The following is a 16,007-nucleotide window of genomic DNA, read 5'->3' on the forward strand; positions in this document are numbered from 1 at the left end:
AACAGCCGGTAGCAAAAATGCCAGCCAGGAGATGGTTATAAGCTTTTCTGTTCTGAAACTCCACCATACTGCTGAACATGAGGCAAATAGCAGTACCCAGGTACAGGTAAGCTTTAGGGCGAACATCATTTCGTCCCCCTCCTATTTGCCATGAATCACAAGTCCATATTTACTGATTATCCACGATTGGCTCAAGTCGTGCATTGCATCATGGCTTATACGCACAGAGGGCTTTTGCTCCTTCATCGCATCTGCATCATAGGCTGAGAAGCGAAGGGGTTTGGTCATTTTTTTGATAGAATCTCTTATTTCATCGAAAAACGCATAGGTCAGCGGCTTATGGTCCCGGATATCCTCATAAATATAGTACTTTCCTTTTTCATCTTCCAAATTAACTTGAAAACCTTTCGGAAATGAAAGCAAGATACACGGCAGTTCATCCTCTGCCCATTGTCCGTGATATGGAAAAGAAACCTCTTCATTTCTCACAAAAAATCCTGAACTTTCTTGATCTGATGCAATAGAAATAGAGTAAACAAAGAAGGGATGGATGTCATCTCTCTTTTCTCCTGCCACAAAATACTGATAGAACGTCTGATACCCCTCGTACACCTGTCTATAATCATGTTCTGTTCGGGTAGCATTGGTACGATAGAATTGCGCTTGCCGATGCTCTAAAAGCTGCAAAAGGCTTTTAAACTCTTCAGGAGTGATGAAGAATCTCAGTTTATAGAATCCGCTATTCTTTAATTTGTCCATTTCTTTTCGCTCACCGCCCTGTTTAGAAATGTTATGCCAATGACCTTAGCGGTTCAGGTTTACTCACCGCTCTTCCTCATCTCTATCTCTATCTCTATCTCTATATTGAGCGTTAATTCATCCGCATCCATTCTTATATATCAACTATATATGTATCTTATTTCCATTATAGTGATCACCTGTCCCGAGTCTACCTACTTTACACCTGAATTTTGCGAATGAACTTTGAAAGGGTAGCGAAATATCAGGATCATTACGCCTGTACGCGAGCAAAAGACATACGTAAGGTGAATTTTAGATTACCCGCTTTGTGAGGATGGGGGCACGCCAACATATCGTGATCAGCACAAATTAGCCGTACGGATGATCACCCGTACGGCTAATTTTGACTTATTCAGCTTTGCGAATTTGGAATTGTTAAGGTTTAACTACAGAGAGAAGAGACTCATTCCCCTCAGAGATCACCGTTACATCTGGAGCAAACGTTGCATCACTTACATGTAACGTTTCTCCAAGTTCCATAGCACTAATGTCAAATTCAATCGACGTTGGCAAGTGTCTCGGCAATGCCTCCACTTCAATAGAAGATAATTGAACTTGCACGACTCCGCCCTGTTTTGTGCCAATCGGTGTGCCGTTGAACTTGACAGGAATTTTTGTCCGCATGATCTCATTGGTCTGCACCTGTTGAAAATCCACATGAATCAAATCTCGTGTAACCGAATCACGTTGGAGGTCTTCCAACAATACGGTCAATGAGCCTTTCTCTTCAAACTGTAATTCAATAAAACCAGACGCTCCATGCTTCAACCATTTTTGAAATTCTATTGTTGGAATATGAATCATCTCATTCTCCGTATTTCTGCCAAACACAATACCTGGCAAACGCCCGGATTTACGTAGATTCTTAAGTCGAGAAGAATTTAATGGAATGCGGGTCTCCGCTTGAAAACGAGTAGTCATGCTATGTTCGCTCCTCTTTATTAAATGATATTTTCACATTTTTCATACTCATCCAACCATCCCCTGTTGGGGCTAAAGAGAGAAACATAGCATCACCACCTCCATATACGATCCAATTGATTTTAAAATACATTTAATGTAAGCTCCCATAATATACATGAAGGCACTCTACTCCGAAGAGTAGAATGCCTATGGGATGCCTCCACCCTATCATAGAAACATCCTTTTGTCGATCAACCCGAAGTAATCGAACAGATGAGTAAAGGTATTGCTGGTGAAGAACCGCTGTTAGTATTTATATTAATAGGGCTCTTCCTTTGTCAGGAAGAGCCCCTATTAATATAAAGTTTGAATAAGTTCTACATTATGAAGCTTTTGCTGCAACAGCTTTTTCAATCAATGCTTTTGCATCGTTAGCAGTAAGACCTTGTTTAGGTTGAAGTGATTTTTTATCTGTTCCAGCAAGAATACCTTTGTCAATCAGTTTTGCCATAGGTTTAATTGCATAGGCAGACACGGATTTTCCATCTTCGAAACTAGCAATAATCGTAGCAGCATCTTTATCAGTAGCTTGATCTTTTACCAATTTAGCAAGAATGGTAGCAGCTTCTTCACGCGTGATATCCCGATCAGGATAGAAGTTTCCACCATACCCTTGAATGAATCCAGCATGCGTAGCTTCAACAATCGCGTCTGCATATGCAGCATTAGCTGCAACATCCTTGAATGCAGGTGCTGTAGCTACTTCGTTAAGTTTCAACATGTCGACCAGAGCACTTACAAATTCAGCACGAGAAATGACTTCTGTTGTTACAGGCGTTTCTGTTGGCTCAGTAGATGCAGCCAGGTTTGTGATACGTCCTTCATTTTTAGATTCGATGCTACCGCCTTTATACGTGTCTACGATGTACTGGTAGAATACATCCAGATCGATAGGACCTGCCAAGGATGATTTAGCATCCAGCAGCACTTTATAGTTATCTCCACCTGCAGCCATAAAGTTGTTAACTACAGCCGTATATGTTTTTGCAGGATCAATCGTTGTTCCATCTTCAAGACTGAGACCAGTAACACGTTCTGCGACCTGCTTATTGAAATCTGCAGTGTATTTCAAACCAGAGATTTGGAGTGTTTTGGTATTAGGTGTACCGTCAGCATTGGTACCCCATTGCTGCTGCAACAAGGTTTTAACCTGTTCGCCAGTCAGCTCAAGTTTTACTAGAGTATTACCAAACGGTTGGATTTTGGCAAGATCAGCAAAGGTCACATCGCCTTGTGGCAGATCCGCACGAATACCGCCTGGATTCATAAATGCAAAGTCAGCAGCACTTGCCTCATCCCCAAAGTCTGCTTCACGCATTGAATCTGCAATGAGGTTGCCTAGAGGGGCTTCGTTATTATAAGCATCTGTACGGGTAACAGAACCATCCGTTGTACCTACTGGCTTCGTCAGCTCAGGATGCTTGTCTAATGATTTTTTAATAATAGCTAAAGATTCAGGGTCTTCTTTTACACCCTCTTGGAAAGTCGTTGTAACAGTCGCTGATTTTTCAGTTACATCCCCGGTGGCAGGATCAATCATCAGCTTGATATCTTCAAACGCCGTACCATAGGAATAAGCTTGCACGATCAACTTTCCATTCACTTCACCGTTAGCCAATGCATGGTTGTCACCTGCAACGATAACGTCAACAGGGGAATCCGCCGGTAAAGCTTTTGCCAGATCAGCTGCTTCTCCAGTGGTTACGCCTTCTTTGGTTGTTGCTGGATCATGTGCCAAAACAATGATCGTTTCTACACCTTGGTCTTGCAATTCTTTAGCATATTTATTAACGGCTTCCACTTCTTCTTCTGCGCTTAAGAAACGTACGCCAGCTGTCCCAGATGGAGATACTTTGGCAGGTGTGGATTTCGTCACTAGTCCAATAAATCCAATTTTGACTCCGCCTACTTCTTTAATCACATAGGGCTTAATCAATGTTTTTCCTGTGGCAGTTTCAATCACATTTGCATTGACGTAATCAAATTTTGCGCCGGCATGCGTTACTTTGCCTTCTTTTGGATCAAGGCCGCCAAAGATCTGTGCCTTTAAAGCAGCGACACCTTGGTCGAATTCATGATTCCCTAAGGACCCTACATCAAAGCCCATCATATTCATCCATTCCATGGTAGGCTCGTCACGATCCAAAGATGAGGCTGGAGCAGATGCACCAACAGAGTCCCCATTATGGAAGAGTAGGGAGTGTTCATATTTGGCTTGAGCTTCTTTGAGATAGGTTGCTAGAATTGGAGCCGTTCCTGCCTTCTTATCACCCACGATTGATGTGGTATCTAACTGACCGTGGAAATCATTGATTCCAATCAAGTGAACTTCTACATCGTTACCTGCGGCAGAGACAGAACCCGCTGCGCCCAATAGTTGCGTGAGTAATAGTGCAGCAGTAGCTACACGCAGTGTGCTTTTACCCAAAACTTTTTTCCAAAACATGAATGAAAAAACCCCTCTCCAATTTTAGATCCTGAGATATTTTACCATAGTTCAATTCATAAAAATCATTAAATATATAAAATTGATGTAAAAAGTTGAGAGATTGATAGAACAGCAACATGACATGTTACATTTCAGCCAAAACTTCACTATTATTGCTCTGACACGCAGCTCAATTCTTCTTACGCTATCACCTACTGGGTACGTTCAACATAGTACACTGGCTAAAAAAAGACACCCTGCAGGGTGCCTTTATTCCTTCATATTAATAATTCACAGCAGTCAGTCTCAAGGGTACATCTAACCCCCAAATCTACTTTTCTGTTCTATAAAGGTAGAGATATTTCTCCTCCGTTAACCACTATTCCACTTTGGTTTTATCTAACATGTTCATTAATATAACAACAGCCTCTGCTCTGGTGGTTTGTGCTTTAGGTTTGAAATCGTTGTTACCCATGCCTTCTACAAGACCAAGTTCCTTCAGAGCTTCCACAGAGGTTTTTGCCCAAACAGGAATAGATTTGTCATCTGCAAAAGACGTTGTAGCATTGCCTGTAGTAGATACCTTGAGTGCATTAGCAACCATCACTACCATCTCGGCACGTGTGATATTGGCGTTCGGCCGGAACGTGTCGTCCGGATAACCGCTAATAATGCCTTCTTGCACGGCTTGCGAGACTGCCATTTTGGCCCAAGTTCCGATCTCGGTTTTATCTGAGAATACCAGTTCCACTTCTGTTTTTTGTAAATTCAACGCACCCATCAGCATGACTGAGAACTCGGCACGTGTGACGTTCTTCCTCGGATTGAACGTTCCATCCGGATAACCGTTGATGATGCCGTTGCTTGAAGCTTGTTTAATTCTTGCTTCAGCCCAGTGTCCCGAGATATCGCTAAAACCAGGTTCCGTGGTGGGTTCAACTGGATTATTCAAGACAGGCTTTCCGCTGGTTTTGTCTACAACCAGGACGGCGAACTTCGTAAAGTGATTGACCTCGACTATGATTTGGTTCCCTTTTATAATACCGCCATCCACTTTCTCCCATGCCTTATTCACTTCATCATAATAAAATACAGCTGCCGAATGATGACTCTCAAGACCTGATGAATCAAATGTAAATGTCATTTTTACCGGCTTGAGGAAGTTCTCCGTAAAATTCTTTAGAAGCTCAAATACTGGGCTGGCCAGAATCTCTTTATTTCTTAGCAGAGTTTCGGTATCAGATACTTTATCAATCGATAAAGTCAGTTCTTGAGGGGATCCCCCTGCTGGAATTGAGATTTGAATCTCCTTGCCCAAGCTAACCAACCCTGATTTGCCCACCGGAACGGTTATTTTACCCGTTGTTGAAGTGACTGTATTGTCTATCGGAGCCGTTGGTGCAGAAGGAGTACTCGGACTTGTTGTTTGTACGGGCTGTACAGTGAAAACTGAATACGGATTGGACTCCGTTATACCCTGTCCTGCATTACCAGCACCGTTGGACACTCCATTATTCTGAAGGGTGATGACATTGACCGATTTGCTCACGTTAGCTTGAGGTGTTAACGTTGCTGTCCACGTCACGCCCCCATCGGATGAATGAACAGCACTCAGGGTACCGTTCGCAACCGTCAGATCCGCATTATCAAAACCCGACACAGCCTCAGAGAATGTGATCGTTACCGCTGATGTTTTGCCACTGGTCAGCGTTGTATCGGCTACAACAATCGTTGCCGTTGGTTGGGCGGTATAAACCGTATAATTATTCGAATCCGTCGTACCCGTTCCGGCATTGCCTGCAACATCACTGATGCCTGTATTATCAAGCGTAATGATATTCGTTCCATCCGTAATACCAACAGTCGGCGTCAATATCGCGGTCCATGTAACGCCTCCATCGGTAGAGCTAACGGCACTCAGGGTACCGTTTGCAACGGTAAGGTCGTCATTGGTAAAGCCTGTAACTGCTTCGGAAAACGTAAAGGTAACCTGCGATGTCTTCCCGGCAGTCAGTGCAGCATCGGCTACGAAAATCATTGCTGTGGGCCTTACTGTATCGATTGCGAAGTTATTTGAGTCTGTTGTTCCTATGCCTTCAATGCCGCCTTGATTCTCCACACCCGTATTATCGAGTGTAATCTTGTTGGTTCCAGCAGTCATGCCTACAGGCGGGGTTAGTTCTGCTGTATAGCTAATATTATCATTGGTGGCTAGATTTTGAATTGTTCCATTCGTCACCGCAAGGTCTGCGACGGTAAAACCTGTCACGGCCTCAGAGAATGTGATCGTTACCTGTGATGTCTTACCAATGGTCAGTGTTGTATCGGCTACAACAATCGTTGCCGTTGGCCGAGCGGTATAGACCTCATAATTATTCGAAGTGGTCGTTCCTATACCTACACTACGGTCCTGATTCATCACACCCCCATTGTCGAGAGTAATGACGTTGGTTGCATCTGTAGTGTCGGGTTTAGGTGTGAGAGTTGCGGTCCACGTAATGCCTCCATCAGAAGAGACAGGTGCAGTCAGTGTGCCGTTCGGAACGGTTAAGTCTCCATAATCCAACCCTTGTACCGCTTCCGAGAACGTAAAGGTTACCTTTGATGTACTGCCAATTCTCAGCAGCGTATTATCCATTGTGATTGTTGACGTTGGAGCCGCTGCATACACCTTATCCGATGGTTTTAAGTACAACAGTCCTGTAATGAGAGACAAGACCAGAATCATGCTCCCTATCCTTTTGCCAAAATTCATATGACCCTCCTCGTATCTTTCCTCTGGATGAAAAAAACCATCTGAAACTCTTTGAAATACCTCAAATTCAATCTAATCAATCATTCGACACATTCGTCCAAATTCCTATATCCACAAATAAAAATAAATCGTTTGCCACAGCAGAACTACTAACTGCAAGTCGAGAGTGAGACTAGTTAAAAGTATTCATTTATTCCTTCAACTATCGCCCGGAAAGATTTTAATAGAAAATTATGTATTTTATCTTTTTAGTTGATATAATGGGATAAAAAGTCATATTCGTTTTGTGATCACATGTAAGGGCAGTTATGATAGTAAGCCTCCGCGGACCTCCATCTCCCTCAACTCTAGTTAACACATATCCATTTACATACGATGTATTCAAGCAACTTACTGCCTATTAAAGGAGGTGACCCCGGAGAGCATTATATATCGATTTTCCCTATAACTACCACTTATAAAGAACATAGGAGCGTGTCCAATGAACAGACAACTTTTCCCCAGATCATTTCGCATTCTTATGGCTTGCTTGTTGATCCTTGCATTTGCCGTACCAGCATCAGCTTCTGCCGGCTATCTTGGTGATAAGCTCACGATCGGTCAAAGCATGGCGAAGGGTGACTATCTCACCTCCCAAGATGGTAGATTTTCAGCCATTTGGCAGAATGACGGGAACTTTGTTATCTATCAAAACGGTTCTTCTCTCTGGAGTAGCGGAACTAGTAACAGTGGGGCTCTTTCGTTCAACTTTGAATCACAGTACGGGAAACCTGTCATCTATAAATATGGCATGAAATATCAAGACGTTTACCAATATGGTTATCGTTATGGTTTCAACCCGGCTACAGGTAAATTCGAATATTACACCGGTTGGGGATGGGATAAAGTTTTGATGATTGATACTTCTGTACAGGTAGCTGCTTGGTCTCCCAATACCACCTCATGGATTCCAGGTCATCACGGGAGCAGCTTACCGGCTAACACAACAGGTGATACACTGGTCATGCAAAGTGATGGGAATTTAGTTCTCTATAACACAACCCTGACCAATAGCAATTATCCGAATAGTTGGATTCCTGTCTGGGCTTCGAATACGGGCGGGCGTTAAAAGGGAAACGAACTCGAATGTACAGAAAGACAAAAAAGAGTCGCATGATTTGCGGCTCTTTTTTGTGTCTAACGTTTTTGGGTCCACTCACCAATATGTATGTACATAACCAGATAGCAAAAAAATCTGAGGAATCTAATGAGATCCCTCAGATTAGTTTAAGATAGCGTGCACTTACTTATTACTAAGTTTGAGTGTATTCACGATGCAAAATTACCACAGATCTTCCGGGATATACTTGATCATCGTTTCCGAGCCATCTTCATTAATTTTATACGTATGGGTTCTTGTGGCTTCCTCGACATGTCCATATGACCATTTGTCCAAACGGTTGTCCGGATATGAAGGTTCTGCTCCAGTCAGAGGACCTCTATACAGCATCCCATTAATCATCTTAACGGCTTCCTCTCGGGTAATCTGACTTCCAGGTTGGAAAGAAGCATCCTTATACCCTGATACGATACCGAAACGGAAAACTTCATCGATAGACTGCTCCGCCCAGTTCCCCTCAATATCTGTAAACGAGCTGATTCTCAAAGTATGGTCCATCTTGAGTTCTTTGGCAACGCCGAGATAACGAGCAATGGCTGTCGCTAGCTCTGCTCTTGTAATGGGCTGATCCGGTCTGAATGTAAGATCCGCATAGCCTTTGAATATCCCTTTATTTGCAACTGCTTCGATATAATCGGCACCCCAGTAATCCGTAGCGACATCGCTGTACAGCTTGATGTGTCGAACCTCATCTTGCAAATGAAGTGTCCGGGCAAAAATAGCTGCAATCTCTGCACGAGTGATGAGCTTTTCAGGTTTCACATTACCGTCTGGGTACCCCATAATATATCGATCATGTTTGTGCTCATAACGGTTAGAGTACAACATCACTTTAATCAAGGACGTATCGTCTTGCGTATTCACAAGCGTAAGCTTATGATCTGAGCCAACAACAGCCGTAACAGAAGCATAGTTCTCGCCTTCGGTCATTTCGTTAACCTTTAGTTTAAACGTCAATTGGCCACGTGTGTCTCCTGCCAGCTTACCAACAATCCATTTTATTTCTTGGCCCGTAACGACGCCGCCGTTTGCATCAACTAAACTCATTCCCGCCGGGATAGTAGCTTTAACATACAAGCCATCAGCCTCAGTCAACGTTTTATTGGCGTAAATCACGGTGAAGGTTAGAATATCGTCTTCTCTGCCCTTCATTTTGTCCACAAGGATAGCTGTGGCAAGATCAATGGGCTTGGTCGTTATGGTCTTCGGTGGTGCAGGCTCAGTCGTTGTGACTGGTGGCCCTACAGGATCAGTCGTTACAACTGGAGAGCCCCCTCCGTTGGATGACGGCAGTGGCGTCATGCTAAAGTCGTACAGCACGATCTCCGTACCTACATGAATTAGCGGCTGGTTCGTATCGACAACTCTGCTGTCGAAATTCTTATATCCTGCCTTGGTCGCGGTTAAGTAGTAGTCCGTATGCGGAAATACCATGAACGCATACTGCCCAGTCGCATCACTCGTCTGCGGGTTCGCGTTATCCGCTGGCGGGAAGCTGCTCACAGGTGGCAAGTTGACCACCGTTCCGTTGCTGTAATGAAGTGTAACGATTGCACCGGATATTGGATGACCCGTCACGGAATCGGTAATTGTACCGTAGGGGTCAATGAGCACCTCACTAATGCTGATTTGTCCGTCTGAACTGATTTCAATATCAGCACGACCAACAACAACAGGTTGTGTTCCACCGCCCGGGAGCGGAATGTTATAGATGACATCGGCAGTGTAGATGCCCTTAAGTACACTGTCGATATTGAATATTCCATTGGAATCAATTTGGCCTGTATGAGTCCCATTGCCGTCATTGATCAACACCGTGTAACCGCCGCCCACAGTTCCGTTGAGTGCCAGGGAGCCACCCTGCGATGTTTCCACCAAGACAACACCAGAGACTGTTTTATTCCCCTCAAAGGATCGACCATCCACACTAGCATTTACTGGAACACTCTGATTAAACGTGACGGATTTTTTCTGTCCACCAATCTCTACTTGCTTTGTAATGGATACATTGTATGTCACATTACCCTGCGGTATAGCTAGGGTGTATGCCCCATCGCCCGCTGTAACTGCAACAGCATGAAAATCAGTAATACCATCACCATCAAAATCTTTGCTCACTTTAATCAAAGCGCCTGCTACGGGGTGACCCGCTTGGTCTGTGACAATACCCGTAATAACACCAGGGGTGATCGTAATATGAATCGTATCACTCACATAGAGATCTCTTGGGCTGTCAGAAACCGTTGCCGTTAATGGTATAGATGCAGATTCCGTACCGCCAAGTATAGCCGCCGTGAAGGTTGTAGTTGCGATTCCGTGTGCGTCCGTCAAGACGCTTATCGTATTCAAGTCCCCAGCAAAATGGCCGTATGTTGTATCCGGCACTTTAAATACAACTTGGACCCCTGCCTGAGGATTACCCTCTTTATCAGTCACCACCGCCTTAAAGACAGATGTTGACGTGCCGTTACCAAGTATGGACGATGGGTTGGCCGTCAACGTCATTTCAAACTCGACAAGCTCAAAGTCCTGGATGACAACTCCATTCGTATTAACGTTGACCGTGGATACTGAGATTTCTCGATGAGCCAAGCTGTACTTATCGCTAATCACTTCTAGAATATATTTATTGATCACGACATTTTCAAAATTATATTTACCATTTGAACCTGTCGTGAACCGCTCCTTTTCCTTACCTGCAAGGTCACGTAAAATGACTGTCGCCCCGGATACCGGGTCTCCGGTTTTCTTATCCGTCACCGTTCCAACAATGCTCGGGTTGGTAATTGTGATCGTCACCGTAGCTATGTTGGACTGACCTGTTCCGTCAGAAGCTTGATACGTGAACGTCACACTTCCTGATGCTTCCTCTTTTGCCTCAAACGTGAATGAGCCATCCGAGTTGGCCGTCAGCGTACCCTTGCTTGCGTCGCTAACTGAACTAATATTCACTGCTGTGAGCGTATCATTCCCTGCGCTAGTGTCATTGAGTAAAATTCCTTTTTCCGCCGGGACAGTAAGTTTACCCCCTCTTGCAACCTGATAGCTGTCATTCTCGGCAACTGGCACCGCTCTGAATTTTGCATAATAGTCTCCGGCTGTCTGAACAGTAAAGGTGTATGACGCATCCGTGCTTACTGGAATGCCTGTGCCTTCTTCGTTCTCATACCATCCCACGAATGAATAGCCCAGACTTGGGTTAGCCGCAATTGTTGCCGATTCGCCAAGCCCATAAGCATCGTCACCATTAGTCGTGCCCCCGACATTTCCAATGACATGTGTATTGATTGGCAACGTAATTGTGATCGTCACCGTAGCTACACTCGAATAAACGGTTCCGTCAAAGGCTTGATAGGTAAACGTAACATTACCGGAAGCATTCTCCTCCGCAATGAACGTGAACGATCCGTCAGGGCTCACATTCAGCGTGCCCATGCTTGGATCACTGATTGAGCTGACATTCATCGCCGTAAGCGGATGATTCTCATCATCGGTATCGTTCGTGAGTATACCTGCCTCAACTGGAACAGTGAGCGTATCTCCACTCTTAATGCGATAGGTGTCATTCTCCGCAATAGGCTCATGCGTAGAAACTGGTAGAGTAATCGCAATCGTCACCGTAGCTACGTTTGACTGGGCGATGCCATTGTCTGCTTGGTAAGTAAACGTAACGTTACCGGACGCTTCCTCATCTGCCACGAATGTGAATGATCCGTCAGGACTTACATTCAGAGTGCCCTTGCTCGGGTCGCTGACAGAGCTGATAGCCCCCGCCGTAAGTGGACGTCCCTCCGCATCCGTATCGTTCATCAAGATGCCCTCTAGTGCCGAAACGGTGAGCGTATCTCCTCTTAAGACACTATACGTGTCATTCTCCGCGACTGGCAGCATAACATATTTAGCATAATAGCCTACATCCGTCTGAACGGTAAACGTATATGCTGCACTTGTACTTACTGGAGTACCTGTACCTGCTTGGTTGTCATACCATCCCACGAATGCATATCCTTGATCTGCGCTTGCCTTAATTGTTGCTGAGTCACCAATATTGTAGGTATTATCCCCTTCAGTCGTGCCTCCAATGGCTTCGATGACATGCGTGGTGACCACAGCTATTGTCACATCCGTTACATTGGTAGTTACTGTATTAGAGCCAAGATTCATCCCCGAAATTACAGCATTGTCGCTGATCACAGTTTGCGGTGTACCTGGTGCCGTTTTCGTGAAGCTCAGCACCTTACTACTATTCGCGGGTACATCAATTCCCGTTTGTGTTTGGCCCTCACTGGTGACACTAAGACCTGTTTTTGTCGTATTCGTATAGTTATAGATTGTAACTGTGTAGTCTATAGATCCGTTGGTCTGAACCGTTGTGGGACCTGTCTTGTCAATCCCCATCTTCAGATCAAGCTTACCGTTGTTTCCAAGTTTCATCGTCGCTCTTCCATTATTCAGTGACTCCTCGGTTACATAAGTTGCACCAATTCCATCTGTTTTGGAGATCGTCTGCTTACTCGTTAAAGCAAGATAGTAAGGGCTGTCCGTAGGCGGGAAGAAATAAGCTGCTGTTTTGGCCCCATCCATGGCATTACCTAAATTCAAGTAGCGAGATATGTTTCCTACATTATTGGGAGATACCTGAAAAGTAGGTTTTACTTTATAGTTGAGTGCAAATGAACCGTCTGTTGGTGCACTATATTCTCCCGACTTTGGGCTTGTCCGGTTCTTGAAGCGATAAATATGCCGTTGCATATCTTCCGCGTCGATATACCAAGTGAGACTGGTAACACCTGCGACTGTCTTAATGACGGCTTTACTTCCGTATCCAGCAAATTGATACGCTGTACCGCCATTTATCGTTGTATTTGCATCCACCGTTGCGACAGCGTCACCGATTTTCAACGTGGACAGATCAACATTAAAGTCCTCGCTGATTTCGTCTGCAACAACAATTGCACTTGCTATATCGGCTGTCTCTGAGCCAAGATCGGTAGTCTCCGGTATATTGAGAAGCGGAAGTATGGTCGTAGTAGCTTCTACATCATTGGCCAACCCAGCAAAAGCTGAACTGACAATGTCATAGGTTGGAGCGAATGTGTAATAATTACTGTAGACAAAAGAATCTGCGTAGTTAAAACCATTTGGCCCCTGAGCAGCATACGTTTTCAGCTTGTCATAGGTATTCTTTGCCGTACCATAGTTATAACTACTGTCTTCCTTATTATCGTTGACTCTTTTCGGGTCAAGACCTGCCCATGCATAGACTGGCTGGCTACCACTATACGGTCCGTTAATTGCCGTTGTGGAACCCAGTCCCACTGTATACACTTTGGCCTTAGTGGATTCTCCTCCATTGTATGCAGTGTACTGAGTATCTAAAAGACCCTTCATGTATGCGCCCGTGAGTATAGTCAACGCAGCAATTTCCGGATCACCTGTATTGGCCAGACTGGTACCGGCAGTAGCTGGTACGTATTTGGTACCATCAGTGCCACTCTGATTGTAGTTTGCAATCGTTGTAGCTTCGGTTACTGCATTTTGAAATTCCGTTTCAAACGATTTGCCTTTGGGCGAAGTATACCATGCCTTCTTGGCATGAATTGCCGCCCCATCTGATAGAAGGAACAAGTAAGGCTGGCGCTTAGGTCCCGTGCCCTTAGTTCCAACACTGCTCATCGTCTTAGAGACGCCATACATGATACCGTCCTGCGTTGGCGTACCTGCCCCTAGCGAGACTGGCGACTTCGTTCCAACGGCCGTACCATCCTTGACTAGATTGCTGTTCAATGTGATGTTTTGGTTCGATGTTGCATATTTCAAATAATCTTCCGTTCCATGTCCTGAACTAAATACGTAGTGTCCTAGTTCCATAAACGTGCCGAGGTGGTTGGAGCTAGCCGATCCTCCAAACCAATAAACCGCAACGCGGTTATTGGGATTGGCATCCATGACTGTGCGGATTGCATCGTTGGCTGCCTTGGCCATCGCTTCCACACGATAGTACACACCAGGTCCACCTGCTGTTTCTGCTATTTCTCTCCCATTTAGATTTCCCATAGACGAACTCATGTCCAAAATAAAGGTTACGTCCGCCGCAGGACCGTCAGCATTGCCGCTCCCTCCGACACCTGGATTGGTCGAATTTGCGGTCATATATTCTTGTGCTAACGCTGACAATTTGACATTAAAACTGCCATCACCCTCTGCCGTAACGCTCTTGTCAGTCCAAATACGTCCGTCTGATGCCGCTGTGCCAAAACCGCTAGGTGGCGCATCCGTCACCGGGTCGGCAGTTAACTTGACTTGGTACTGGTCGTAGTTCGTCTCCGCCATAGTCGGAGCGATTGCCGCATTGGCCACTGAGCCGTCTAAAGGAGTAAGACCACTAAGCCCAAATATTAGACAGACCGTGAGCGCAATTGAAATAAATTTTCTAAAGCCATCGTTGTTCATATCTAGTGCCTCCGTACAAAATTGAAATATAATGATCCCTAATACAGCAAACTTCTTGTGTTTCTTCGTCTATAACCTACACTGTTCAAAAAGAACTATAGCAACATTTATTACCTTCTTCCCGTCTCCAGATTTGTTGCGAATTTTAGTATAATCATTAACTCTAAACAAAAACTGAACAAGAATGTGATGACAGTTGCCCTTGCCTGGTTGAATCACAAAAAATGCATTAATTTTATTGGGATTTGAAGAATGAAGTCTTGTTATTGAGGGGATTTATTCTTATATATCTACATATAACTGTGTTAATCTACTAGAAGGAGAATTGCCGTTCTATACTAATTAAACGCGACATAACTGAATGCAGGCAGATCTTACGATAGACGTAGGTTAGAAAGGAAGCCCCATGAATAGTTCCTTGAAGCAACTCATGAAATCACCCGCATTTCCCGGTGGTATCATAACCATTCTGATATTTTATCTGGATTACTTTCCATTCGAACTTGTTGAAAAATTTCTACTGTTTGCGGCTTTCGTTATTGTGCCTCTTGTGATTTTACTTTTGGATCATGACGCGAAGAATACATATCAACGATTGATGTATGCCGCTATGAAGTGGCTTCAATTTCCCGCTGCGCTTCTTACTCTAGCTTCGGTAATGAGTAGTAAAATGTGGGGGTTAGAAAGTACGGCAATGCCAGGAATTCTGTCCCTTGGGTGGCTACTGTTCACACTGCTGCTTGGCATCTATGGCTTGACCACTATTGTGATCGCTAAAGGAAAAGCAGCGGAAATAGCAATTGGTGCGGGGCTCGTTTATTTTTTCATCGGGGGCATTTGGTTTACCTTATATCAATATCATTTGAACCTCTTTCAAGCTAATCCTGCAACGCACGCGTTAAGCTCGGTTCACTTTCATTTCTCATCTGCAATCGTTCCAATTTTCATTGGTGAACTGGGACGCATCATGACGAAGAAAAGCTGGTATCCCTGGGTTGTTGCCGTCGATATCATCGGACCCATCTTGATTGCTATTGGTATGATTTTCTCCAAGCCGATTGAATACATTGGTGTCGGTTTGTTCGCCTGCAATATTGTGGTTTACACAGCTTATCTCCTTGCTTACTTGAGGAAAAATGCTTTGGATATTAAGGCAGCCTTCTTCTTAGGCCTTTCTTGTCTAGCCTTTTACACGGTGGTTGTCATTTCCATCTTCTATCCGTTACTGAAAAATATGTACTCATTAACCATACGCGATTTTATTCCCATTTATGGATCTCTGCATGCGTTTGGTTTTGTCTTATGTGGACTAATTGGTTGGGTGTTCATGGTAGACTTCGTTAAGGAAAAGGCTAACCAATCGGCTTCATAGGAGTAGTTTAGTCAGGTTCGTGCTATAATAGTGATCACATAAATAACATTCATCATTCTGCCGAGATGGCGATGAT

General features: G+C 44.4%; 7 protein-coding genes. 2 read left to right on the forward strand and 5 right to left on the reverse strand.

Features of this window, described 5'->3' with window-relative positions; genetic code table 11:
- Window positions 1-141: 141 nt before the first annotated feature.
- From NZ043_RS08970 to NZ043_RS08985, 4 genes are all read right to left on the reverse strand, one after another.
- Complete coding sequence (locus tag NZ043_RS08970; protein WP_133386389.1) at window positions 142-759, reverse strand: hypothetical protein; 618 nt, start codon at window positions 757-759, stop codon at window positions 142-144.
- 417 nt (window positions 760-1,176) lie between these two features.
- Complete coding sequence (locus NZ043_RS08975) at window positions 1,177-1,722, reverse strand: 50S ribosomal protein L25 (protein ID WP_133386390.1); 546 nt, start codon at window positions 1,720-1,722, stop codon at window positions 1,177-1,179.
- Between the two features lie 364 nt (window positions 1,723-2,086).
- Window positions 2,087-4,210, reverse strand: a complete 2,124-nt coding sequence (locus NZ043_RS08980) for a 5'-nucleotidase C-terminal domain-containing protein (protein ID WP_339311544.1) — start codon at window positions 4,208-4,210, stop codon at window positions 2,087-2,089.
- A gap of 361 nt (window positions 4,211-4,571) precedes the next feature.
- Complete coding sequence (locus NZ043_RS08985) at window positions 4,572-6,947, reverse strand: Ig-like domain-containing protein (RefSeq protein WP_339311546.1); 2,376 nt, start codon at window positions 6,945-6,947, stop codon at window positions 4,572-4,574.
- Between the two features lie 481 nt (window positions 6,948-7,428).
- Between NZ043_RS08985 and NZ043_RS08990 the strand changes: the two genes are divergently transcribed.
- Window positions 7,429-8,055, forward strand: a complete 627-nt coding sequence (locus NZ043_RS08990) for a hypothetical protein (protein WP_133386393.1) — start codon at window positions 7,429-7,431, stop codon at window positions 8,053-8,055.
- A gap of 213 nt (window positions 8,056-8,268) precedes the next feature.
- Here the strand turns inward: NZ043_RS08990 and NZ043_RS08995 are convergent, their stop codons facing one another.
- Entirely contained in the window at window positions 8,269-14,559 is a 6,291-nt protein-coding gene (locus NZ043_RS08995; RefSeq protein ID WP_339311549.1) for an Ig-like domain-containing protein, read from the reverse strand.
- Window positions 14,560-14,965: 406 nt separating this feature from the next.
- Between NZ043_RS08995 and NZ043_RS09000 the strand changes: the two genes are divergently transcribed.
- Window positions 14,966-15,931, forward strand: coding sequence for a YndJ family transporter (locus tag NZ043_RS09000; RefSeq protein WP_091035296.1), 966 nt, complete (start codon window positions 14,966-14,968; stop codon window positions 15,929-15,931).
- The last annotated feature ends 76 nt before the right edge of the window (window positions 15,932-16,007 follow it).

The sequence above is a fragment of the Paenibacillus sp. FSL k6-2145 genome (genome assembly GCF_037976585.1).
In the GTDB taxonomy this organism is placed as follows: domain Bacteria; phylum Bacillota; class Bacilli; order Paenibacillales; family Paenibacillaceae; genus Paenibacillus.